General features: G+C 61.7%; 20 protein-coding genes. 17 read left to right on the forward strand and 3 right to left on the reverse strand.

Annotation, left to right across the window (positions count from 1 at the left end; translation table 11 throughout):
* Positions 1-167: 167 nt before the first annotated feature.
* The 4 genes from malQ to X566_RS13910 all read left to right on the forward strand — a co-directional run bounded on the left by malQ (position 168) and on the right by X566_RS13910 (position 6,583).
* Complete coding sequence (gene malQ, locus X566_RS13895; protein WP_244434749.1) at positions 168-1,970, forward strand: 4-alpha-glucanotransferase; 1,803 nt, start codon at positions 168-170, stop codon at positions 1,968-1,970.
* A gap of 326 nt (positions 1,971-2,296) precedes the next feature.
* A complete protein-coding gene (locus X566_RS23970; RefSeq protein WP_051444090.1) occupies positions 2,297-3,025 on the forward strand; it encodes a helix-turn-helix domain-containing protein in 729 nt (242 codons plus the stop codon).
* A complete protein-coding gene (locus X566_RS13905; RefSeq protein WP_081740181.1) occupies positions 2,952-5,351 on the forward strand; it encodes an acyl-CoA dehydrogenase family protein in 2,400 nt (799 codons plus the stop codon). Before X566_RS23970 ends, X566_RS13905 begins: the two co-directional genes overlap by 74 nt.
* A gap of 254 nt (positions 5,352-5,605) precedes the next feature.
* Positions 5,606-6,583, forward strand: a complete 978-nt coding sequence (locus X566_RS13910) for a tripartite tricarboxylate transporter substrate binding protein (RefSeq protein WP_081740182.1) — start codon at positions 5,606-5,608, stop codon at positions 6,581-6,583.
* A 128-nt stretch (positions 6,584-6,711) separates the two neighbouring features.
* Here X566_RS13910 and X566_RS13915 read toward each other — a convergent pair whose 3' ends face one another.
* Entirely contained in the window at positions 6,712-7,413 is a 702-nt protein-coding gene (locus X566_RS13915; RefSeq protein WP_034467180.1) for a GntR family transcriptional regulator, read from the reverse strand.
* 280 nt (positions 7,414-7,693) lie between these two features.
* On the opposite strand from X566_RS13915, the gene X566_RS13920 reads away from it, so the two are divergent.
* The 11 genes from X566_RS13920 to X566_RS13970 are packed head-to-tail and all read left to right on the forward strand — an operon-like array spanning position 7,694 to position 19,303.
* Positions 7,694-8,533: an oxaloacetate decarboxylase gene (locus tag X566_RS13920; RefSeq protein ID WP_244434794.1), complete on the forward strand. Its 840-nt coding sequence runs from the start codon at positions 7,694-7,696 to the stop codon at positions 8,531-8,533.
* Between the two features lie 13 nt (positions 8,534-8,546).
* On the forward strand, positions 8,547-9,227 hold the full coding sequence (locus tag X566_RS13925) for an isochorismatase family protein (RefSeq protein WP_034468691.1): 681 nt from the start codon (positions 8,547-8,549) through the stop codon (positions 9,225-9,227).
* Positions 9,228-9,284: 57 nt separating this feature from the next.
* Entirely contained in the window at positions 9,285-10,439 is a 1,155-nt protein-coding gene (locus tag X566_RS13930; protein WP_152539872.1) for an ABC transporter substrate-binding protein, read from the forward strand.
* Between the two features lie 48 nt (positions 10,440-10,487).
* Complete coding sequence (locus X566_RS13935; RefSeq protein ID WP_081740246.1) at positions 10,488-11,426, forward strand: branched-chain amino acid ABC transporter permease; 939 nt, start codon at positions 10,488-10,490, stop codon at positions 11,424-11,426.
* Positions 11,427-11,428: 2 nt separating this feature from the next.
* Complete coding sequence (locus X566_RS13940; protein WP_034467190.1) at positions 11,429-12,322, forward strand: branched-chain amino acid ABC transporter permease; 894 nt, start codon at positions 11,429-11,431, stop codon at positions 12,320-12,322.
* Positions 12,309-13,064 carry an ABC transporter ATP-binding protein gene (locus tag X566_RS13945; RefSeq protein ID WP_034467193.1) on the forward strand — a complete coding sequence of 252 codons (756 nt, stop codon included), beginning with the start codon at positions 12,309-12,311 and terminating at the stop codon, positions 13,062-13,064. Before X566_RS13940 ends, X566_RS13945 begins: the two co-directional genes overlap by 14 nt.
* Before the next feature lie 3 nt (positions 13,065-13,067).
* Entirely contained in the window at positions 13,068-13,751 is a 684-nt protein-coding gene (locus X566_RS13950) for an ABC transporter ATP-binding protein (RefSeq protein WP_034467196.1), read from the forward strand.
* Entirely contained in the window at positions 13,751-15,157 is a 1,407-nt protein-coding gene (locus tag X566_RS13955) for an MmgE/PrpD family protein (RefSeq protein WP_081740183.1), read from the forward strand. Before X566_RS13950 ends, X566_RS13955 begins: the two co-directional genes overlap by 1 nt.
* On the forward strand, positions 15,154-16,521 hold the full coding sequence (locus X566_RS13960; RefSeq protein ID WP_034467199.1) for an FAD-binding protein: 1,368 nt from the start codon (positions 15,154-15,156) through the stop codon (positions 16,519-16,521). The genes X566_RS13955 and X566_RS13960 overlap by 4 nt, the downstream gene beginning before the upstream one ends.
* The gene (locus tag X566_RS13965; RefSeq protein ID WP_051444093.1) at positions 16,518-17,900 is read left to right on the forward strand and encodes an MmgE/PrpD family protein; all 1,383 of its coding nucleotides are present in this window, start codon (positions 16,518-16,520) and stop codon (positions 17,898-17,900) included. Before X566_RS13960 ends, X566_RS13965 begins: the two co-directional genes overlap by 4 nt.
* Before the next feature lie 11 nt (positions 17,901-17,911).
* Positions 17,912-19,303, forward strand: coding sequence for a dihydroorotase family protein (locus X566_RS13970; protein ID WP_034467202.1), 1,392 nt, complete (start codon positions 17,912-17,914; stop codon positions 19,301-19,303).
* Between the two features lie 233 nt (positions 19,304-19,536).
* Here the strand turns inward: X566_RS13970 and X566_RS13975 are convergent, their stop codons facing one another.
* Together X566_RS13975 and X566_RS13980 are read right to left on the reverse strand one after the other, a co-directional pair.
* Positions 19,537-20,133, reverse strand: coding sequence for a response regulator transcription factor (locus tag X566_RS13975; protein WP_034467204.1), 597 nt, complete (start codon positions 20,131-20,133; stop codon positions 19,537-19,539).
* On the reverse strand, positions 20,130-21,173 hold the full coding sequence (locus tag X566_RS13980; RefSeq protein ID WP_034467207.1) for a sensor histidine kinase KdpD: 1,044 nt from the start codon (positions 21,171-21,173) through the stop codon (positions 20,130-20,132). Before X566_RS13980 ends, X566_RS13975 begins: the two co-directional genes overlap by 4 nt.
* 228 nt (positions 21,174-21,401) lie before the next feature.
* Between X566_RS13980 and X566_RS13985 the strand changes: the two genes are divergently transcribed.
* Entirely contained in the window at positions 21,402-21,851 is a 450-nt protein-coding gene (locus tag X566_RS13985) for a tripartite tricarboxylate transporter TctB family protein (protein WP_034467209.1), read from the forward strand.
* A 4-nt stretch (positions 21,852-21,855) separates the two neighbouring features.
* Positions 21,856-23,370 (forward strand): tripartite tricarboxylate transporter permease, encoded by a 1,515-nt coding sequence (locus X566_RS13990; RefSeq protein ID WP_034467211.1) that lies wholly within the window; start codon positions 21,856-21,858, stop codon positions 23,368-23,370.
* The last annotated feature ends 60 nt before the right edge of the window (positions 23,371-23,430 follow it).

The raw sequence follows: 23,430 nt of genomic DNA on the forward strand, positions 1-23,430 counted from the left end.
CATTGAACCCAAGTCGTCGATGAGCGTTTCTCTGAGGATCGTGATCAGGATAGCCGGTGGATATTCGATCAGAAGCAAGCAAAGCCGGCATTCAGTCCGACTATCACGACGTCCATGGACGGCGTCATATCGTCTCGGACGATACGCTGCGACGCGTACTGGAGGCGTTGCCGCAGGCGGAGCATACATCCGCCCCCTATGTGCGGCGTAGCCACGACAACCGGCCATTGCCGTTGCCCAGCATCAGGGGAGCACGCTGGCAACTTCGTAACCAGAATGGAGTTGTTGAAACGGGAACGGTCGAGAACGAGCGGGTTGTTTTGCCGGAGGATATGCCGGTTGGACTCTATGACCTTGACGTGATCGGTGGGGATGATCAGGTCTCATCGCGGCTGTTGCTGGCAGCGCCCGCCGAAGCCTATTCGGGGGATTTCGACCGCGTTTGGGTGCTGTCCATCCAGCTCTATAGCCTCGTCTCCGACCGCAACTGGGGCATCGGCGACTTTTCCGATCTAAAGGACTTGCTTCAGCTGTGTGCCTCGATCGGCTGCGCGGGCGTCGGTCTCAATCCGTTGCATGTGCTGTTCGAGGAGCATCCAAACGACTGCAGCCCCTATGCACCGAATAGCCGTTTGTTTCTCAACCCGCTCTACATCGATGTGCTGGCTGTCCCTGAGTTCGACCATGATTGGATCGAGGACTTGCGGCGGGAGATCGCCGAAGAAAAGTCTAAGGATCTCATCGATTACTGGAATGTTGCGCGCTGGAAACTTGCCTCGCTCTGGCGGGCGTTCCGCAATTTTCAGAATGACGGCTCCTCGGTCCGGCGGCAGGCGTTTGAGGATTTCCGACGCGATCGCGGCGAGTTGCTGCGCCGCTTCGCCTATTTTGAGGTTATGCGCAAGCAGTTCCGCATGCCATGGTGGGAGTGGCCGGAGCGGGTGCGTAATCCGTCTGAGCAGGATATCGACGCTCAGCGAGCCGGACTCGCCGGGCAGCAGATGGAATTCATTGAGTATGTGCAGTGGAACGCTCATATCCAATTGCAGGAATGCTCAACGCTCGCAAAGCAGCTCGGTCTGAAAGTCGGTTTGTATCTCGACATCGCCGTCGGGGTGCGAGCCGACGGTTTTGACGCATGGTCGGAGCGGCATGTCTTCGCGCGGCAAATATCGGTCGGTGCGCCGCCAGATCTGCTCAACACCATGGGGCAGGATTGGGGCGTGGTTGGGTTCAATCCGACCGGCCTCCTGAAACGGCGTCTCGAGCCGTTGCGAGCGATGGTCCGGTCGTCGATGAGGTACGCAGGCGCAATCCGGTTGGATCATGTCATGGGCCTCCAGAGATTGTACGTCATCCCGGCAGGGCTCTCGCCGGTAGAGGGTGCATATCTTTCGATGCCGCTGGATGCTTCGCTGGCGGTGATCGCGCAAGAGAGCCAGATCGCGCGATGTATCGTCGTTGGCGAGGATCTCGGGACAGTCCCCGACGGCTTCCGCGAACACCTGCGGGAATGGGGGATATGGTCATATCAGGTGATGTTGTTCGAGCGGGAGCACGATGGGCGCTTCAAGCAAGCGAGCTCCTATACGCCGAACGCAGTGGTGACGTTCAATACCCACGATCTGCCCTCATTCGCGGGTTGGCGCTCGTTTCATGACTTGCGGGTGAAGCTGGCGCTGGGCCAGGATCCTGGCGAAACAGAGGAGCAGCGGTATCAAGCAGTGGCTGCTTTGGAGCAGCGGTTGATAGAGAGTTCAATCGGCCGACAGGATTTTATGGGTGTCGTCAAATTCCTGAGCACGACACCTTGCCGTATTCTGTCGGTATCGTTGGACGATCTGCTCGGTGTGGTTGATCAAATCAACGTTCCCGGAACTGTCGATAGCCATCCAAACTGGCGGCGGCGGTTGCCGCAATCGGCGGATTATGCAGAGAGGCTTAAGGCGCTTGCGACAACGCGAGTCTAAGCGGTGTGAATCGCCGAAGCCCGGGGGTGAGAGTTTCTTGCCGACCTCATCTCTCAAGAAAGTCTCCTCGCAAAAATTGGCAGTTCTCTCGCTCAACGCCTCACTCGAGTGGGAGGATCGTTGCTTTACGCACGAGTGGTATCTAATTCATATCCATTAGAACTTGCGCGAAGCGGGCGCAAGGCGGGGTGGTATCGTTCTTCTTCGTTCACAGAATCCTACATTCTGCGCCTATTTAGAAGGTGCTCGACCTAGCCCTCAAATTGGTGCTTGCATTATTTAACTCATATGAGTTATATGCGCGGCATTCGATACGGAGGCCGCTGATGGGACGTGCAGGACGCGCGGAGAAAGCGAGCAGCGCTGAGGCGTCGCAAACGCGACTGGCGTTGATTTACGCGGCCGAGCGTCTGTTCGCTGAACAGGGTCTGCAAAGGACGTCGCTGCGGCAGATCAATATCGAGGCAGGTCAACGCAACGAATCTGCCATTCATTATCATTTCGGTTCGCGCGAGGCGGTGATCCTGGCGATCCTGGAACTTAGAACCCGACCGATTAACGAGGTTCGGTTGCAAATGCTCTCCGAGGCGCGAACCAAGGCAGGAGATGCTCCGCTGAGTTCTGCCGCGCTTGCGGAAGTCATGGTCATGCCGCTTGCTCAGTCGATCTCTGTCGGCGCTCAAGCCAATTACTATATTCGGTTCTTGACCCAGCTTTCGCTCGATCGCGCGATGCGCCAGCGCGTCTCCGACGGGCCGCACGACACCGCGGTTGTTCAGTGCGTAAAGGAGTTGGCGCGGAGCAAGCCTTACTATCCGATTCCAGTCGTGCGCCAGCGGTTCGTCGCCGCGTCGTTCGTGATGAATCGCATGCTGGCGATTCTTGAAGAGATCATGCAGACCCAACGAGAGCGCAGCGCGGCGACGCTCGACAGTGAGCTCCGCATCGCGAACGTCATCGACATGATGGTCGGGATCTTCGATGCACCAGTTTCTCCGAGTGCGATTTGCGCACTGGAAGCCATCAACAGGAAGCGGGACAGTGCAAAGAGTTGAAACCAGCGAAGGGCTCGGCGGCTTTCGCGCGGAAGTTCGTGAGTTCGTCGAAAGTCAATTGCCTGCGGATATCCGCGACACGGTCAGATCGCGGCGACTGATCTCACGAGAGCAGGCTCAGCGATGGCAGCGGACGCTGAGCGCTAAAGGGTGGGGTGCGCCGAGTTGGCCGAAGCGTTTTGGCGGAACCGGGTGGCCGCTCGTCAAGCAGGCGATCTTGCAGGAAGAGCTCCTTCTGTCTGGCGCTCCGGCGATCGAAAGTCTCGGGCTTGGCACGATTGGTCCGACGATCATCCGGCACGGCACGAGGGAGCAACAAGAACGGTTTCTCTCTCGAATTGTCAATTTCGACGACTATTGGGCTCAGGCCTATTCCGAGCCAGGCGCCGGGTCTGATCTGGCCTCGTTGAAATGTGCTGCTCGTCGCGATGGCGACGACGACTACATCGTCAACGGGACCAAAATCTGGCAGAGCCATGCGCATTGGGCCAATTGGGCTCTTGTTCTGGTGCGAACCGCGACGACGGGGCGCAAGCAGGAAGGCATTACAGTTCTGCTCGTAGACTTGACGTCCCCGGGCGTCACCGTTCGCCCGATCAAGTTCATCAACGGCACCCTGTTCCACTCGGAGCTGTTCTTCGACGACGTGCGCGTTCCGGCTGCGAACCGGGTCGGCGAAGAAGGGGCAGGTTGGTCGATTGCCAAGAGCCTGCTCGTCACCGAACGGCTTTTCACCGGCCGCGTTCCGGAGTGCAAGGCGCAGCTCGCCCACTTAAAGGCGCTGACGGTCCATGCAGGCCCTGGCGGATGCGACTTGCAGGAGCAGCCGTGGTTCGGGCGACGGATTGCCGAGCTTGAGATTCGGCTGCAGGCCTTCGAGGCAGCCTGGTGGCGCGCCGTAGAGCGTGCCCAGCATGGTGACGATCTCGGCGCCGAAGTGATGAAGCTGCGTCTGATTGGCGGCGCGTTGCTGCAGGAGCTGTTCGGCTTGCAGCTGGAGGTGGTTGGCGCCGATGGCTTGCGAGTCGATCCTGCATCGCTGGAGGAGGATGGAGCCGCCGCAGCGGAGCCGTTGGGGCCCGGTTACGCCGAGAACATCCATATCCACCATTTCCGTTATCGAGGCATTACGCTCGGAACGGGTTCGGCCGAGGTCCAGCGCGATCTGGTGGCACGCGAGATTTTCGAGCGTGGCGATACAGTCGACCAGCCGGTCGCCGAAACCGAAGATGAGCAGATGCTGCGCGAGACGGTCAGCCGCTTCATTGAGCGCGATTACCCGTTTGCGCGACGTCGCGCCATTGTCGCGCAACCGGTACCGTTCGACGCTGATGCCTGGAAGGGGCTTGCCGATCTTGGCATGGTTGGCCTGATCGCACCCGCCGAGATTGGCGGATATGGCGGTCGAATTCGCGATCTCGCCATCGTCGCCGAGAGTCTGGGTGAAGGGATACCTGTCGAACCTTACGTTTGGACAGCGGTTGCCGGCGTTAAGATTGCGGGTGCATTTCCAGAGGCCGCCGCAGCAGCGGGTCTGTCGCTGTCGAAGATGATCGCAGGCGAGCAGCGTGTCGCATTGGCTTACCTCGAGCGCGGAGCGCGCTTCGATCCTGCCTATTGCAGGACTGTCGCCAGGCGATCGGGCGCGGGCTGGGTCCTGACCGGACAGAAGCAGCTGGTCTGGGGAGCAAGTAGTTCCTCGGTGATGATCGTCAGCGCACGTCTTGAGACGTCGCAAGGCGAGCTTGCGTTGTTTTGTGTCGATACGACGAGACTGCCGCCGATCCGGCCGGGTCGTGCTTACAATGACCGCTCGACATCCGACATTGCCTTCGATGGCCTGCTGCTTGCGGACGACGCGCTCGTCGCAGGAGGCGATGTTGCATCCGCTGTCTTGCACGAGGTCGTCGACCTCGTGACGCTGGCCTTGTGCGCCGAAGGCGTCGGCGCGATGGAGCGGGCGTTGAAGATCACCATCGATTACATGAAAGCCCGACAGCAGTTTGGGCGCTCGATCTCCGAATTCCAGGCACTGCGTCACCGTCTCGTTGAGCATTCACTTGCGCTGTATAACGTTCGATCGCTTGTTCGACTTGCAGTCACCGCCGTTGATCAGGACGGCGACGGCGTCGCTATCCGGAAAGCTGTTTCGGCGGCCAAATGGATGGCGGGCAAGGCTGCACGCCAGATCGGACATGATGTGCTGCAGCTCCATGGTGCTATTGGTTTCCAGGATGAGACGCCCATCAGCCACTACGCAAAATTTCTGATCTCGCTGGATGCCATGTTGGGCGACTCTGAATATCACCTGACACGATACATCTAGATATCGAGTGGTTCGATCCAACATGTGCATCCCATTGCGATAGCGGCGCTTGCAAATGTTGGAATCGAAGAACCGCCGGCAAACATAGTGGCTTAGTGGAGCGCTTGGATTTGACATTCGCATTTTTGACCGCGGCGAGGTGTGATGCGAATGTCGAACCCGCTTCACGCGAGATCGCAGCGTAGGTCTGTTGAAGTTCGTTTGTAACGTGCGCACGAACAAGTTGATCTGATTGTGACGAGTGGGAGAGAGTTGTGATTAAGCGATTTGCTGTGGTTGCGAGTCTGCTGACGCTGGTTGTGCCGTTCGCCGAAGTGCAGGCACAGGACAACTGGCCGAACAAGCCGGTACGGATCATCGTCAATGCGGCTGCCGGTAGCGGAAGCGATGCCTCCGGCCGGATATTCTCGGAGCGATTGACGAAGGCCTTCGGACAACCGTTCATTCTCGATTTCAAACCGGGAGCGAACGGGATCGTCGGAACAGAGGCCGCAGCCAAGTCGCCGAACGACGGCTACACGCTATTGTACACGTACACCGCCGCGCATGTGGTCAATCCGGCGCTTTACCCCAAGCTGACTTACGATCCGCTGAAGGATTTTACTCCGATCGCGCAAGTCGGCTCCGGCGGTAATCTTCTCGTTGTTGCTCCGACGCTGCCGGCGAACAATCTCAGTGAGTTCATCGCTTATGTGAAATCGAAGCCTGCCGATGAATTGTCCTATGGTTCGTGGGGCTCGGGCTCCGGTGGACACCTGAGCATGGAAGCGCTCAAGCAGCAGACCGGACTTCAGATCAAGCATATCCCGTACAAATCGTCGCCGGCGTCGCTGACCGATCTGATGGGGGGCGTTCTCGACTCGGCCTTTGCGCCAGTCGCGATCAGCCTACCTCTGGTCCAGGCGGGAAAGCTCAAGGCGATCGCAGTGAGCGGTCCTTATCGCGTGCCGCAACTGCCCGACGTCAAGACCATGTCCGAGCAGGGCGTCAATTTTGATGTGGCTGCCTACTATGCATTCGTCGCGCCGACAGGTACGCCGAAGAGCATCATCGATCGGCTGAATAAGGCAATTAACGAGGTTCTGTCGGCGCCTGACACGGCCGAGAAGCTGACCAATCTGGGGTTTTCGAAACTGCCGGTGAAGACGCCGGAAGAGTTCGATGCGACTATCAAGAGCGATTTTCAGATATGGGGCGATATCGTCCGCAAGGGAAACATCAAAGTGGATTGAGCGATCCTGGTCTTTTCCGGAAGGGTTTGACCGCTATGCGATGTATGACGTGAGCGGCTGCGGATCCATGCACTGGCCGCGCAATGCAACCAGGGCTTCTGAAAACGTAAGCAGGGGTGGATGATCGCCTAGCCCCGGCTGCGCTTCGCCGAGGTTGAAGGATAACCGTCCTCTGCAGCGGCGAGTGTGCTGAAACGTGCATTTCGCACATGGTTACGCATCGCTTCTTCGGCGTTCGACGGATTGCGCCCTTGCAGCGCCGCCAAGATGGCCTTGTGTTCGTTGAATGCGGCCTGCGCCCGCCCTGGACGCGTGCTCGAACGTAGCCGGTTTAATCGGAGCTGATAATAGACCCCGTCCAGTAGCAAGAGCTCAAGCCGCTCACAACGCGCGGCCTTGGCGATTGCGAAATGGAAGTCTTCATCCGTGGAGCGCTGGACATACGCTTCGCCTGCGGCAAGCGCGGGCTGCTCGGCATGATGGGCCAGCATCTCCTCCAGGCGGTCGAGTTCGCGTCCGGTCGCGCGCTCTGCGGCCAGTCGCGCGGCCATTCCCTCCAGGGCTTCTCGCACCAGGAAAAGCTGTTCGAGATCCGCCTTGCTGAAGGTGATGACGCTGACGCCCAGCCGGGGGGTGCGCGTCACGAGCCGACCTTCGAGACGACCGAGCGCCTCGCGCAAAGGGCCCCGGCTGATGCCGAGCTGCCGCGCAAGCTCGGCCTCGGAAAGCTTCTCCCCCGGCTCGAACTCTCCGGAAGTGATCGCTTCGACGATCTTCGTGAAGGCCTCGCTCGCGAGTGAGGTACCAGCGATGGGGTGCAGCGCGCTCATTCATACATCCCGATTGACCACAGAGGCGTAACACGCTGCACAAGATTCGCACAGTGAAAACAGTTGGCAATAAGCAGTCATGCGTAAAAGATGCGCATATTCTGCGAATTTATGACCACTTAGAGAGAGAAGCTCGTGCAGATGAGTTCTGTAGCTGAATTATCCTGAAAACTGTTGACAGTTCCGGAGGCATGCGTATCGTCCGTGCAGCTCGCTCCCGCCGGGGCGTTGCAAGACTAGGAATGTGCGGATGCGTTCGACCGACCAGCTCAAGGCCTTAATGGCGCGCCGCGCCGCGGTGACCCTGCCTGGGGCCGCCAATGCGATGTTTGCCCGCGTGATCGAGGATCTTGGCTTCGAGGCGATCTATGTGACCGGCGCCGGCATTGCCAACATGTCTCTCGGCGTGCCGGACATCGGTCTGACGACGCTGACCGAGGTTGCAGAGGCGGTGGCGGCGATCTCCGACACGGTGTCCCTGCCGCTGCTGGTCGATGCCGACACCGGGTTCGGCAACGCCGTCAACATGGTGCGCACCGTGCGCGCGCTGGAGCGCGCAGGGGCCGCGGGGCTTCAGATCGAGGATCAGGTCTTTCCGAAGAAATGCGGGCACTTCAACGGCAAGGACGTGATCCCGCTCAACGAAATGGTGCAGAAGATCAAAGCCGCTGTCGACGCGCGGCAGGATCAAAATTTACAGATCGTGGCGCGCACGGATGCTGCGGCCGTCGAGGGGATCGACCGGGCGATCGAGCGCGCTCAGGCGTTTGTGGAGGCCGGCGCCGACGCCACGTTCGTCGAGGCGCCGATCTCTGCCGAGCAGCTTGCACGCATCCCGGCCTCGCTCGCCGTGCCGCAGGTGGCCAACATCGTTTTCGGCGGTCGGACCCCGGACCCCGGCCGGGAGAAGCTCGCGGACATGGGTTTCTCCATCGTGCTCTACGCCAATGCCGCTCTGCAAGCGGCGCTTCGTGCCTCCTATGAGGTGCTGGGCGCTCTCAAGCGCGACGGAACACTCACGGCGGTCGCAGACCGTCTCGCGTCCTTCGAGGAACGGCAGCGGGCGGTAGCCAAAGATCGATGGGATGCGCTCGAAGCGCGCTACCGGATCGGCGCATGAGGGAGGACTGACGATGGCAAGGCCATGGGATGGAATCATCTCCGAGGACGAACAGAAGGCCTACAATGCCGCAGGCTTCGGTCGTACGACCGGCCTCGGCAAGCGACCGGCGCTGCTGATCATCGATGTGCAGTACCGCACGGTCGGTACGAAGCCGATGCCGTTCTGGGAAGCCATCAAGGAATATCCGACGTCCTGCGGTGAGATCGCCTGGAATGCCGTCGGCAACATTTCCGCGCTGCTCGGCCTGTTCCGCGAGCGCGGTTGGCCGGTTCTTTATCCTTACGTCGCGCCGAAGCAGGATTTCGACATGGGTCGGCTTTCCGACAAGGTGCCGGCGATTATGAACGTCGCGGCGAAAGGTTATGAGTTCGTCGCGCCGATCGCGCCGGCTCAGGGCGATATCCTGTTGCCGAAGAAGCATCCGAGCGCCTTCTTCGGTACGCCGCTGGCAAGCTACTTGATCAATGTCGGCGCCGATACGCTGGTCGTCACCGGCTGCAGCACCAGTGGTTGCGTGCGCGGCAGCGTCGTGGACGCCTTTGCCTATAATTTCCGTGTCCTCGTGCCCGAGGACGCGGTCTACGACCGCTCCGCCACTTCGCATGCGGTCAATCTGTTCGACATGGCGGCGAAATATGCCGACGTAATGCCGACCGAGGATGCTCTGGCCGCGCTGCGGCGGGTCGTCTGAGGGCGGTGCCAAGGAAGGCCGGCGACAAGTCCGGCAGGACGCGCAGAGGAGAACACGATGATGACGACAAGGTTTCCGACGCGGCGCGCGCTCATTGCCGCCGCTGGATTCTTCGCCGGGCTCACGATCACCGGTGCCATGGCGCAGGAGACGCTGAAATTCGGTCTCGCCATGCCGCTCTCCGGCGGTCAGGCGCTTTATGGGCAGGATCAGGTCAAGGCCGCCGAATGGGCTGTCGCTGCGATCAACGCGGCCGGCGGCGTCAATGGCAAGAAGCTTGAGATGGTGCTGCTTGATACCCGCGCCGATCCGCAGGCGGGCATCCAAGCTGCCAACCGCCTGGTCTCGGTCGAGAAGGTGCCGGTCTTCGTCAGCGCCTGGTCAGCCGTGGTCAAGGCGATCGCGCCGGTGGCCAATGATAACAAAGTCGTCCAGCTTTCGGTTGGGGCGAACTCGGCTGATATCGCCCGGCTTGGCGACTATACCTACACGACGTTCCCGCTGGCCGATGTCGACATATCCGCCGTGGCCAACCATGCGGCGACGAAGCTCGGCAAGAAGCGCGCTGCCGTGCTGTACATCAACAACGAGACCGGCGTTGTCGCGGCGCAGATCTACCGCGACGTCTTCAGCAAGGCCGGCGGTCAGGTCGTCGCCTACGAGGCCTATGATCCGAAGGCTTCCGACTGGACAGGCTCGTTGCTCAAGGTGCGCGCGGCCAATCCCGATATCATCCACATCCAGGGTCTGGTCGCCGACACCCCACAGGTCATCGCCCAGATGCGCCAGCTTGGTCTGACCGTTCCGGTCTCGTCGTACTCGGCGGTCTACAATCCCAAGCTGATCGAACAGCTCGGCAAGGCGGCCGAAGGTGTGATCGCTACTTCGTTGGCGCCGGGTGTCGAGGACAAGGCGGTTGCCGACTACGTCGAACGCTGGCGCAAGGAGGTGGGGCGCGAGCCGAACGGTCTGCCCTATACGCAGTACCTCTATGATGCGCCCTATATCGTCGCGGCGGTGTTCAAGGCGCTCGACGACAAGAAACTGCCGCTAACCGGCGAGAATTTCCGGCGCGAGATGGTGGCCACGAAGACCTTCGATCTGCCGCTGACCGGTCGCCTTACGATCAACGAGAACCATACAGTCAACAAGCCGGTCTTCCTGATGGAAGTGAAGAACGGCAAATGGGTGCAACTCGCCGTCGTTGAATGATTGATCGTCGCGCGGCTTCGACGCCGCGCGACGTCCCGGAGCAAGTCCATGTTGTCGTTCGACATTGTCGCACAGATCCTTTGGACGTCGTTTGCGACGTCAAGCTATTTCGTTCTGTTCGCGCTCGCCTTCGCCTTGGTGTTGAAGGTCAACCGTGCGTTCAACTTCGCGCAGGCCGCGATGATGACCGTGGCATTTTACGCCGCCTACACCTGCGTCGCCCTTTGGGGGCTTCCCGGATGGGTTGGCTTCGCTGCTGCGCTGGCAGCGAGCATAATCCTTGCGATCGTGATCGAAGTCTTCGGCTTTCGGACGCTGCGTCGCCGCCGGGCCGACCAGATCTTCGTGTTTATCTTCACGCTGATTGTCTCCGAGGTGGTTGCGTTCCTTGCCATGCTGGTGTTCGGCACTTGGCCGTCGACGATCTTTCCGTCGCTGTTCTGGCCCGTCACGCTCGTCGGTAACGTGGCGGTCAGTCAGTGGGATATTCCCGCTGTCGGGGTCGCGGTGAGCTCGGTGGTCGTGCTGTTTGGCTTTCTGCGCTTCACGCGAACCGGTCAGTTCATGGTTGCGGTCGCCGACAACCCGGATTTGGCCGAGCTCTACGGCATCGCCAAGCAGCGGATCTATTTGGCGACGATGCTGACGGCCGCAGTGCTCGTTGCTCTCGGGATGTTTCTCTACGGAACTCGCGCGCAGGTGCAACCGACGACGGCGATCGACCTGATGCTCTTCGCCATCGCCGCGACCATTATCGGCGGCATCGGCAATCTCTGGGGCGCGGCTCTCACGGCCGTCGTCCTCGGGGTCGTTCAGAATTCGAGCGTGCTGTTCATTCCGTCGGAGTGGCAGGGCTTCCTGCTTTATCTCTTCCTGTTCGTGGCCATCGTCTTCCTGCCGAATGGAGTCAAGCTGCCGGCGCGCCGCCGCCTAACCCGCAAGACCGTTGCGCCCGATCTCGTTGGCGCCGGCAGCCAGGAGAGCTGATCGTGGAATATGTCTATGCGGTCGTGATCCTGATCGGCCTCTACATCGTCCTTGCCGCGAGCTTCAATCTCATCATCGGCTACGGCGGACTGATCTCGATCGCTCATCCGATCTTCTATGCGATTGGTGCCTATGCATCGGCTATTCTGTCGCGCGACTATGGTTTTCCCATTCCGCTCGCCATGTTGGCCGGCACGCTCATCGCGCTTGTAGCGTCGATCATGGTAGCATTGCCATCGCTCAGGGTATCCGGCGACTATCTGTTGATCGCGTCAATCGGCTTCCAGCTCGGTCTGATCGAGGTGTTCAAGAACGCGTCGTGGACCGGTGGCGCCGGCGGTTTCACCAACATTCCAGCGGCTCTGTCAGCCTCGGTACCGCGTGAGGTCTATGTCGCGATCGTCGTCGTGGTGGCGGCGCTCGCCGCGCTGTTGGTGCGTGCGATCGCCCACGGCCCCTACGGCCGGGCTATGGCGGCGATGCGCGATGATGAAGTTGCGTTTTCGGCGCTGGGTCGCAATGCCGTGGCAATGAAGGTGGGAACCTTCGCGTTGGGTTCGGCGCTGGCCGGGTTCGCCGGAGCGCTCTATGCCCACTACTTTCGATTCGTCGCGCCGGAGCAGTTCGACATTCTGCAATCCTCGGTGGTTCTGACGATGGTTGTCGTCGGCGGTATTCGCTCCACTTGGGGACCTGTCGTCGGAGCTGTGCTTCTCCAGGCATTGCCGCAGGCCATCACCTTCCTCAATCTGCCGCCAGCCGTGCTTGGTCCGCTGCAGGGATTGCTGTTCACCGGCCTCGTGCTCGTCTTCATGTTCGTGCGGCCGCAGGGGTTGGTTTCGGCGGGCGAGGTCTGGTCCGCCACACGCAAGGGATCCGAGCATGCCCGTTCTTGAGATCGCGCAGCTCAACAAGAGTTTCGATGGTATCATCGTCGCCGACGGCATTGATCTGACGCTCGAGGCTGGCCGGATCGTCGGACTGATCGGCCCGAATGGGGCCGGAAAAACCTCGCTGTTCAATCTGGTCTCCGGCATCTTCCCGCCGGATTCGGGCTCGATCACACTCGATGGTCAGTCGCTGAAGGGGCGCAAGCCCTATGAACGTGCCCGTCTTGGCCTGAGCCGAACCTGGCAAAACCTGCGGCTCTTTCCATCGCTCACTGTGCTCGACAACTTACTGGTTGCGCCCCGCCACTATGCCGGCGAGAGCCTGCTGCGGCTGATGTTCACGCCCGGATCGGTGCGCGCGGCGGAGAAGAAAGATCACCGTAAGGCACTGGATGTGCTCGAGCGCACCGGATTGGCATCGGTTGCGCAGCGCCCGGCCTCAGACCTCACTTTCGGTCAGCAGAAGCTGGTTGGCGTTGCTCGAGCGTTGATGAACGACTGCCGCTGCCTGCTGCTCGACGAGCCTATGGCAGGCGTCGAGGGACAGGCGTACCAGACGATTCAGAAGGTGGTGCGCGATATCGCCGCTTCCGGCGTCGCAGTCTGCGTCGTCGAGCACAACGTCGCGTTCATCCGCGATCTCTGCGATGAGGGTGTCTTTATGTTCGCGGGCAAGGTCTTGGCGCGCGGCCCTGTCGAGGTGCTGATCGCAGATCCGCGTCTCACCGAGCTCTATTTCGGGACCTAAGCCATGCTCGAGATCGACAAGCTAAGCGCGCGTTTCGGGACGCTCACGGCGCTGCACGGGATATCCCTGTCGCTTGAGCCGGGCGCGCGGCTCGGTGTCTTCGGCCACAACGGCGCGGGCAAGACGACGCTGCTGCGCTGTATCGTTGGCGCGCACGCGCCGGCCGTCGGATCGGTGACGTTCGACGGCAGGCCCATTGAACCGGGCAAGGTGCCCGAGACGGTCCGTCGCGGGATCGCGTTCGTGCCGCAGGGGCACAACGTCTTTCCGACTTTGTCGGTCGAGCGCAACCTGCATGTTGCAGGCCTGCTGTTTGATCAGTCGTTCATCTCCGAGGTGCTGAAGGTCTTCCCGGTTCTGGAAGAGCGCAAGGCGCAGCGCGCGGGATCGATGTCCGGCGGCGAGCAGCAGATGCTTGCCCTCGGCATGGCGCTGATGACGCAGCCGAAATGGCTCTTGCTCGACGAGCCCTCGACCGGGCTCGCTCCCGTCATCGTCCGTAACGTGATGGCGCAGATGCGCAAGGTCAACGAAGCCTTCGGTACCGGATTGATCGTGGTCGAGCAGAACGTGCCAGCGACGCTCAAACTGGTCGATAGCGCGCTGATCCTGAAGTCCGGCCAGGCCGTATTCCAGGGAGCTGCCGCCGAACTTCAGGCCAAGCCTGACCTGTGGGAGTGGTTCTAATGGCGGCTGGTTCGTCCGGGGAGCGGACGCGTTCCGCAGAGGCTTTTCGGGCGCTCTGCGATTGGTCGGCGGCCGCAGCATCCCGGCCGTTGCCCGAGGCCGTGCGTCGTCGCGCCGCGCTGATCCTCGCCGACGATCTCGGCGCGATGGTCGCGGCGTCGGCCGAGCCTCAGGTTTCCGCCGCCGTTGAAGGCTTCGCGGCATCGTCCTCGGCGACTGCCGAGGCGACGGTGTTCGCTCCCGGCACTCGCCGGTTGGATCGGTACGCCGCCGCGGCAGCCAACGGCATGGCGGCTGCGTGGTGCGAGTTGGACGAGGGCTTTCGCCTCGCCCCCTGTCACGCCGGTGCCTATCTGTTGCCAGCGCTGCTGGTGGAGGCCGAGGCTCGTGACGCGTCCGTCGTCGAGGTGCTGTCAGGACTGGCGCGTGCCTATGAACTGACGGCGCGGCTGGCATTGGCTTTTCCTTTCGCCACGATGACGGTGCATCCGCATGCTGCCTTCGCGACGGTGGGTGCTGCGGCCGGTGCGGGCATCATGCGCGGCCTTGATGGAGCGAAGCTCGCTGATGCGGTGTCCGCCGCTGCAAGCATGACGTTCGCCGGCCCGTTCGGCATCGCGCCAGATGGTGCGCTGGTGCGCAATGCCTGGACGGCCGCCGGCGCCTGGATCGGCCTCCGCGCCGCCGATTGGACCGCGCATGGCATCGCGGGTCTCGCCAGCACGCCCTACGATGTCTTTGTCACTGTTTTCGGGACCGGTAGCGCGCCGGAGGCGATGACCAATGGCCTCGGCGAGCGTTGGGCCGTCGAAGACGGCTACCACAAGATCTTCGCCTGCTGTCAATACGCCCATTCGGCACTCGAGGCGACGCTGGAACTCGGCGCGCGTGCCGCGAAGGATGGACGCTCGGTGACCGATCTCGCGGAGATCGTGGTGGAAACGCATCCGAAGGGGATGTCCCTCGTCACGGTCGAACCCGCGACGGTGCTTGGCGCCAAGTTCTCGATGCCGCATGCGGTCGCTGCTGGTGCGTGGCTCGGTACAGGCGGGCAGGCGGCGTTCACCGCTGAGACGCTGAGCGATCCCGCGATCGCGACGTTGCGGCGCAAGGTGACCCTCGCACCTCATCCGGCGATCGGTTCTCCGCCGCACGATCGTCCGGCGCGGGTGACGTGGCGTTTCGCCGATGGGGTGAGCTGGAGTGCTGATTGCGCCAGCGCGCGTGGCGGTGCCGATCAACCGTTTTCGGAGGAGGCGATGATCGCCAAGCTCGGCGAGAGCACCTCTAGAGTATTCCCGGCGATGGCCGCGCCGCTCGCGGCGCTGGTGCGCAACGAGGATAGTTGGGGTGAGCGCCGCTGGCGCGAGATGCTGGCGGCGATGCTGATGGAGAATTCATCATGAGCGCGGATGTCGACCTTCTGGTGATCGGCGCCGGCGGTTGTGGCCTGGCCGCCGCCATTGCCGGTCATGATGCGGGTCTCTCGACGGCCGTTGTCGAGAAGCTGGATCGTCCGGGCGGCAACTCCTCGCTCTCCACTGGTTCAGTGCCGGCCGCCAACAGTCGCTTTCAGCGCGAGGCGGGGATCAACGATGATCCCGAAACCTATGCGCGTGATCTGATGGGGATCGCCAAGGAGACCGATGATTTCGCGTTGGTGAAGCGCCTGACCGAAGTCTCGGCAGAGACCGTGGAATGGCTCGTCGATACGGTCGGCGCGCGCATGCAGCTCATCACTGCCTATAAGCATATCGGCCACTCCGTGCCGCGCCTGCATGCTCCGGTCTCCCGTCGGGGCCAGGACCTTGTCGATGATCTGATTGCAGCCGCCGGGCGGCGTGACATTCCGATTGCCGTCGGCAATGCGGTCAAGGGGCTGATCGTCGAAGACGGCGCCGTACGCGGCGCGGTGATCGACAGCAGCGATGGCCTTTCGCGGATCGTCGCGCGCAAGACGGTGCTTGCGGTCAACGGCTTTGCTGGAGATCCCGATCTCGTGCGACGCTTCTGCCCGGAAATTGCTGGCGCACAGTATTTTGGAGCGCGCGGCTCCACCGGCGAAGCCATTCGCTGGGGCGAAGCGCTCGGGGCCGGCCTTGCGAACATGGCGGCATATCAAGGCTACGCTGCCGTCGCGCATCCGCATGGCAGTCTGCTGTCCTGGACGACGATCGAGAAAGGCGGCTTCCTGGTCGGCGCCGATGGTCGTCGTTTCGGTGACGAAAGCCTTGGTTATTCCGGCTACGCGCGGATTGTGCTCGGCCAGGGCGAGTATTCCTTCGCAATCTTCGACCAGAAGATATTCGACATCGCGGCACAAGAGGAGGAGTTTGCCGAACTCGCGCGTTATGGCGGCGTCAAGAAGGCCGACAGCGTTGCCGAACTCGCCGAACCCTATGGGCTAGATCCGGCCGCACTGACCGAGGAATTGGAGCGCTACAACGCGGCTGCTTCTGGCGAGCAGAAGGATCGCTTTGGTCGCAAGGACTTTGGCCTTGGCCCGCTTGTTGCTCCCTTCTATGGCTGCCGCACTGTGCCGGGTCTCTTCCACACGCAGGGCGGTCTGCGGATCGACGGCGATGCTCGCGTGCTCACGACGAAGGGTGTGCCGGTACCGAATTTGTTCGCCGGTGGCGGCGCAGCCGCCGGCATCAGCGGCCGTTCCGGTGCATTAGGTTACGCATCCGGCAACGGCCTGCTTTCGGCGATCGCGCTTGGCCGGCTGGCCGCGCTCGCGGCGGCTCGCGAAATCAGGAGCGAAGCGTGAGCACCCTCGCACGCAAGATCGTCACACGCTGGGCGGAGTGTGAGGCCCAGCCGTTGCCTGATGGTGTTGCTGAAGCGGCGCGGATGCACTTGCTTGACGCGATCGGTGTCGGTCTCGCATCGGCGGGAAGCGCGATCGGTTCGCCCTATCAGGCTTACGCGGATCGCCGCGTTGCGTTCGGCCCGGCCAGCGTTTTCGGTCGGAACGAGGGTACTGGTCCGGCAGATGCGGCGATGCTCAATGGCGGACTAATCCATAGCCTCGAATATGACGATACGCATACCGCCTCCATCGTCCACGGCAGCGCCGTGCTGGCGGCAACGGCGCTCGCTGCGGGCGAGGCTTATGCAGCGACGGGTGCCGATGTGCTGCGTGCCTATGCGCTCGGCTGGGATGTGCTGATCCGCTTCGGTCAGGCCGCACCTGGCAGCTTTCAGGCAGTGGGTTTCCAGATCACGTCAGTCGGCGGAGCACTGGTGGCGGCGCTGATCGCGGCGCGGCTCATGCGGCTCGACAATGATAAGACCGTCGCGGCCGTTGGTATTGCCCTCAGTCAGGCGTCGGGCGTGTTTGAATTCCTGAGCAATGGCGCGACTGTGAAGTCATTGCATCCCGGTTGGGCTGCCCACGCCGGCATTGTCGCCGCAGGTCTTGCCGAAGCTGGCCTCACCGGTCCCGAGACGAGCCTTGAAGGTCGTTTCGGCCTGTTTCGCGGCTTCGCCCGCGATGAGGCCGCGCCTGATCGGCTGGATGCTGACATCGCAACGCTCGGTGACGTCTGGCACCTGACCGATGCCGCCTTCAAGTTCTATCCCTGTTGCCATTATCTGCATCCCTTCATCGAGGCGGCCGGACAACTGGCGGAACGTGGCGTCATGGCTGCTTCGATCGAAAAACTGGTCTGTCGCGTGCCGGAAGGGGCTGCCGGGATTATTTGCGAGCCGTGGGCTGCCAAGCGTGCTCCGGCTTCGGGGCATGCGGCGCGCTGGAGCCTGCCAATTGCCGTCGCGGCTCGGCTGATCGACGGCAAGATCGACCTCGATACCTTTGAGACGCCGGTATCGGCCGCCGTTCGCGCGCTCGCAAAGCGGCTCGAGTGGGAGCCGTTGCCTGGCGCAGATTTCCCGCGACGCTTCGAGGCCGAAATTGTCTGTCATCTGCACAATGGTGACGAGCAGCATGTGCGCGTCGACGATGTCTATGGCAATCGGAGCCGACCGGCAGACCCTGCCGCCGTGTTGGCGAAGTTCCGTGCCAATGCCGAACGCTCGCTGCCCGCAGCATCAGTCTTCGCGTTGGAGACCGCAATGTCACGGCTCGAGCGCGCTCACGATCTGACGGAACTCACGGCTGCGTTGCGGGGCCGCGCTGAAAACTGAGGAGGAATCCGATGGCAGCATTCGATCTGGTCATTCGCGGTGGCGAGGCGGTCCTACCCGGCACCGGCCTGACCGCCTGCGACATTGCCATCAAGGACGGCCGCATCGCTGCGATCCTGGCGCCGGGGGCAGCCGCATCCGCAAGCGAGGATATTTCGGCAACGGGGCTCCTGGTCATGCCGGGTGCGATCGATGTCCATCTCCATCTCGGCCACGGCAAGGACATCTCCCGCCCCCGCGTCGCGGACGATGCCGATCGCGAAACGGCGGCGGCAGTTGCCGGCGGGGTCACGACCTTCATTCCTTATCTGATGGCGACCGAGCCGTTCGAGACGCTGTTTGACGAGGTGGTCGCAGTCACCGAGGCGGGGGCACGTATCGACTTCGGCTATCACTTTGTGATCTCGACGGAGGCCCAACTCGCCGGCGTGCCGCGTTATATTTCCGACTATGGTGCGCCGAGTTTCAAGATCTTCATGAATAACCGCGGCGGCGAGGGCGCGCGCCTCGGTCTGCCGGATATCGATGACGGTTTCCTGCTTCGGCTCAGTGAAGCGGCCGCGCGACATGGCGGCATGGTCTGTCCGCATCCGGAGACGATCGAACTCGCCTGGGTGCTGCGTGATCGCATGAAGGCCGAGGATCCGAACGGGAAGGGGGGACTTGCCACCTGGAATGCCTCGCGTCCGCCCTTCGTCGAGGCCGACGCGGTGCAACGGGCGGCCTATGTCGCTCACGTCGCTGGTGCTCCGCTTTACGTGGTGCATACGTCATCCACGGAAGCGATCGAGGCGGCGCTGCGGCATCGCCGAGCCGGCGCAGCCGTCCATATCGAGACGTGCCCGCACTATCTGACCCATGACATCAGTTGGGAGAAGGGCGATATCGGCAAGATCAACCCACCGCTGCGCCAGGCGGCCGACCGCGAACGACTCTGGCAGGGGGTTTCGAATGGCGAGGTCGATACGATCGGTACGGATCACATTCACCGCGATCTCTCCTCCAAGGATGGGGGGATCTGGGCGGCCTCGCCGGGCTGTCCAGGCTTGGAGACGATGCTGCCGGTCATGCTCAGTGAGGGATACCATAAGCGTGGCATCCCGCTCGAACGCATCGCAGCGATCACGTCCACGAATCCGGCGCGCATCATGGGATTGGGCGATCGCAAGGGCGCCGTCGCAGTCGGCCTTGATGCCGACCTCACCTTCATCGATCTCAACGCGGAATGGACGCTGGGCCGGGACGATATTCTCTCCAGCGCCGGCTATTCGATCTACGATGGCTGGCGGTTCAAGGGCCGAATTCGCCACACGCTCGTCCGCGGTCGGTTCTCATTCCGGGACGGTGCGCTCGTGGACGGTTCGCGCGGCTTTGGCCGGTACGTTCGCCGAGTGTTGTCCTGACATAATTAAAGCCAGAAGCGATTGAAGGTGGCCGCGCGCGACGATACTGCGCTGAGGATGGCTGCGCGGATCGACTTCTCGATACAACCATGAGCCCAGTCCGGTTACCGGCCGCCGCACCCATATTGCAGCGGCCTGAGCCGGGTTCTCCTCATCGGTTGATTCTGCGGCAAATCCCTATGTTGTGTTAATCCTGACTACCAAGTGGTGCTGATAGGCACGCTCGGTCGAGGTCAGGGTTTGATGATTCCCAGCTGGGCGCATTGCGCCGCGGCCTGCGCGCGCGTCGCCGTGCCGGTCTTTTGGATCACATTGTTCACGTGGAACTGCACCGTTCGCTCGGTGACGCCGAGAATGATGGCGATGGCGGAAGACGACTTGCCGCGTGCGATCCAGGTGAGAATCTCCGTTTCCCGCTCGGTCAACGCAAAATTCGGCTTTGCCGGGGTCAGCTCACGCGCGAGCGTCAGGCGGTGGCGGATGATCAGTACCAGCATCTCGAAGTCGATCGGTTTGCTCAGGAAATCATCGCAGCCAAGGCTGCGCGCCTGCAATTGGTTGGCGCGCTGGGCATAAGCCGTCACGAAAATGAACGGCACTGAGAGCGGCAGGAGGTTGTCTCTGCGCGCTCGCTCCAGCACCTCGAATCCGGAAAGGCCAGGCAGATCGAGATCGCACAGGACGAGGCTGGGCGGCGGCTGCAAGGCCTTCAGCGCTTCGGCGCCGTTGGCGACGACCGAGACCTTGAAGCCTTCCTCTTCGAGAACCTCCACGATCAGTTCGCTGATCTCTGGATTGTCTTCGATGCACAGGACGATCTCCGAGCTCACAGGGGTATCTCCATGAGCGGGAGGCGTAGTGTAAGCTTGGTACCGACGCCGAGCTGGCTGTCGATAGCGATGGTTCCGCCGTGCGCAGTTGTAAATCGCTCGGCCACATAAAGTCCGACGCCGGTCCCATGGACGTCGTGGCTGTTCTGCGCCCGGTAGTAAACGGCGAACACGTTCTCCAGGTCGTCGGCCGGAATACCCCGTCCCTTGTCGGTGACGATGAGAATGGCGTGGTCGCCATCCGTCGAGCCGGCGATGCTGATCGAGGCTCCGGGCGGCGAGTACTTCGCCGCATTTGAAACGATGTTCTCGATGATCTGGCAGATCATGAACGAGTCGAGTTTCAGCGTCGCGGGTAGCGCTGCCGTGTCGACGGTGATGGCGGCCTGCGGATAGGTTTCCTTGACGTGTGCGACACAATTGTCGATCACCGCAGCCAGCGAAACGTCAGTGTGTTGCAGGCGGAAGGCTTCGTCTTCGACCTCGGCGACAAGCTGAATGTGCCGGATCAGCGCCTGGATGTGGCGCACGGCGCCGCGAATTTTGCCGCTGCGCTCGCTCATCTCGGCGGGGGCGATCACCGCCCTGCGGCGTGCGAGACGGAAGGCCTGGCCGTCGATGGTCGTCAGTGAGGTGCCGATCTCATGCGAGGCGATGTCGAGGAAACGTCGCTGGCGCTCGGTCTTCAGCTGCTCCGCATGCAGGTTCTGGTGCAGAAGCTGCTCGGTGTTGCGGCGCGATGTCACCAGCGCGGCGGCAATCCATTGCATCAGGATGGCGATCGTCCGGTTGACGTACAAGCTGATGCCCGCGTCGGGCGGCATGGTCACGAGGCCAGCCAACGAGAGTGCAGTCGTCAGCATGGCAAATCCATAGATGCTGCGGTGAGGCGCGATGATCGAAGCGAAGATGGGGATCGTGTACATGAACGCAATCGACACGTCGTCGGGCGCGACGATGATATCGAACACGAAGATCGCGAGAATCGAAAGACCTATTCCGATCGACAGGCCGGTCTCGCGCAGCGGGCTCGCCTGCATGATTGCTGTATAACGCTGATCCAATGTATCGCCGCTGGCGTGTGTTTGATCCAGACTCGATAGGTGCGGTGCGCCACATCTTCAAGAGTCCTGCGACAATGTGGAGCCTGTCGGAGTAGACAGGTTTTCCGGCTTCGAAGGTTCCCTAACATTCCATCGCATGTGCTGCGGCCGTTGCAGGCATCGAGCCTGCGCGAAAAAACCGAACACCTTCGGGGGAAACATTGTATGCGTGCGCGAGACTATCGAGATATTTGTGGTGGTGGGTTCCTCGCCGTACTCGGCGCTAGCGCCGCGCTCTATGCGACGACAGCGCTCGACGTTGGAAACATCGTGCGCATGGGACCGGGCATGTTCCCGGCGGCCGTGGGTTGCATCCTCGCTGTGCTCGGTGTTGCGATTCTATTGCCGGCCCTGTTTCGCTCGGGCGAGTTTCCAGCCATTGATTGGCGTTCGTTCCTGACGATTCTCGCGTCCATCTTGGCATTTGCGCTGATGATCCGACCCTTCGGCATGGTGCCTGCGATCGTTGCGCAAACGCTGATTGCGAGCCGGGCCGACAGCAAGCTGTCATTGTTTGGGGCAACGGTGCTCGCCGCTTGCGTGGCGTCGGGTGCCGCGCTGATCTTTAAAGTCGGCCTCGGCGCACCTGTTGCTACCGTAAATTGGCCTTGGTGATGCAATGACCGGCTTATACGACAATCTGGCGCTCGGGCTTGCGACGGCTATCTCGTTCAACAATCTGCTCTACTGTGTGGTTGGTGTCACGCTGGGGACGTTCATTGGTGTCATTCCCGGGTTCGGAACGCTCGCCGCGATGTCGATGCTGTTTCCGATCACCTTCCATCTCGATCCGACCGCGGCCGTGATCATGCTGGCGGGAATCTGGTACGGCACGACCTATGGCGGCTCGACGGCGTCGATCTTGCTCAACTTGCCAGGGACGCCTGCAAACGCCGTGACCTGTCTCGACGGATATCCGATGTCGAAGCAGGGACGCGCGGGCGTAGCCCTGTTCATGACGACCGTTGCATCGTTCTTCGGGGCCAGTGTCGGCATCGTGCTGATGATGCTGCTGTCGCCTGTGATCGTGGCCTTCGCCTTGCAGTTCGGCCCACCCGAGTATTTCTCGATGATGGTGTTGGGTCTTGTCGCGGCTTCCGTCATCTCCGACGGTTCTGCGATCAAGGGCATTGCCATGGTGGCGCTTGGATTGCTGATCGGCACGGTCGGCACCGACATCGAGACCGGCCAGCAGCGTTTTTCGTTCGGTGTTCCCGAATTGATGGATGGCGTCAGCCTGGTTGCACTGGCCATGGGACTGTTCGGCATTGCCGAGGTCGTCAGCAGCATTCGCACGGTCGAGACCAGCAATGTTGACAGGTCGATCAGCATGAAATCGATGCTGCCGACGCGAGACGAGATGCGCCGCTCGTGGATGCCGATGGTGCGTGGGTCGAGCATCGGCTCCTTTTTTGGCATCCTGCCGGGGACCGGGCCGACCGTCGCTGCCTTCATGGCCTATGCGGTGGAAAAGAAGTTGGCCAAGGATCCATCCCGCTTCGGCAAGGGGGCGATCGAGGGCATCATGGCGCCGGAGACGGCCAACAACGCGACCGATCAGACCTCCTTCATTCCGACGATGACGTTAGGCATTCCCGGCACCGCGACGATGGCGCTGATCCTCGGCGTGCTGATGATTCACGGTATTTCTCCGGGCCCGCAGCTCATCGTCAACAAACCGGACTTGTTCTGGGGACTGGTGATGAGCTTCTGGATCGGCAACGTCTTGCTCGTGATCCTGAACGTTCCACTCATTGGCCTATGGGTGCGGGTGCTGACGATTCCGTACCATATCCTCTATCCCACCATCATCATGTTCGTCTGTATCGGGGTGTATACGGTCAACAATACCGCCTTCGACGTCATGACGGTGATCGTCTTCGGTGCGCTGGGTTATGGCATGCGAACGCTGGGCTTTCCTGCCGCACCGCTACTGCTCGGTTACGTCCTCGGGCCGTTGATGGAAGAGAACTTCCGCCGCGCCATGCTGATCTCACGCGGCAGTTTCGAAACCTTCGTGACACGACCGCTCAGCCTGTCCTTCCTCGTCGTGACGGCGGCCTTGCTGGCCTGGGGGCTGTGGGATGCATATCGCACGAGCCGCAAGGCGCGCCTTGCGCTGACCGCCTCCTGAGCATACCGAGATCTGTCTTCTCCGCCCCGTGATCAATGGGGCGGAGATCGGCATCATGAT

The organism is Afipia sp. P52-10 (assembly GCF_000516555.1).
GTDB lineage: Bacteria > Pseudomonadota > Alphaproteobacteria > Rhizobiales > Xanthobacteraceae > P52-10.

Coding starts and splice junctions, on each gene's coding strand:
- X566_RS23970 (WP_051444090.1), top strand. CDS start 2,297: ATGGGACGTGCAGGACGCGCGGAGAAAGCGAGCAGCGCTGAGGCGTCG.
- X566_RS13905 (WP_081740181.1), top strand. CDS start 2,952: ATGCACCAGTTTCTCCGAGTGCGATTTGCGCACTGGAAGCCATCAACA.
- X566_RS13915 (WP_034467180.1), bottom strand. CDS start 7,413: ATGAGCGCGCTGCACCCCATCGCTGGTACCTCACTCGCGAGCGAGGCC.
- X566_RS13920 (WP_244434794.1), top strand. CDS start 7,694: ATGGCGCGCCGCGCCGCGGTGACCCTGCCTGGGGCCGCCAATGCGATG.
- X566_RS13925 (WP_034468691.1), top strand. CDS start 8,547: ATGGCAAGGCCATGGGATGGAATCATCTCCGAGGACGAACAGAAGGCC.
- X566_RS13930 (WP_152539872.1), top strand. CDS start 9,285: ATGATGACGACAAGGTTTCCGACGCGGCGCGCGCTCATTGCCGCCGCT.
- X566_RS13935 (WP_081740246.1), top strand. CDS start 10,488: ATGTTGTCGTTCGACATTGTCGCACAGATCCTTTGGACGTCGTTTGCG.
- X566_RS13945 (WP_034467193.1), top strand. CDS start 12,309: ATGCCCGTTCTTGAGATCGCGCAGCTCAACAAGAGTTTCGATGGTATC.
- X566_RS13950 (WP_034467196.1), top strand. CDS start 13,068: ATGCTCGAGATCGACAAGCTAAGCGCGCGTTTCGGGACGCTCACGGCG.
- X566_RS13955 (WP_081740183.1), top strand. CDS start 13,751: ATGGCGGCTGGTTCGTCCGGGGAGCGGACGCGTTCCGCAGAGGCTTTT.
- X566_RS13960 (WP_034467199.1), top strand. CDS start 15,154: ATGAGCGCGGATGTCGACCTTCTGGTGATCGGCGCCGGCGGTTGTGGC.
- X566_RS13970 (WP_034467202.1), top strand. CDS start 17,912: ATGGCAGCATTCGATCTGGTCATTCGCGGTGGCGAGGCGGTCCTACCC.
- X566_RS13980 (WP_034467207.1), bottom strand. CDS start 21,173: ATGCAGGCGAGCCCGCTGCGCGAGACCGGCCTGTCGATCGGAATAGGT.
- X566_RS13985 (WP_034467209.1), top strand. CDS start 21,402: ATGCGTGCGCGAGACTATCGAGATATTTGTGGTGGTGGGTTCCTCGCC.
- X566_RS13990 (WP_034467211.1), top strand. CDS start 21,856: ATGACCGGCTTATACGACAATCTGGCGCTCGGGCTTGCGACGGCTATC.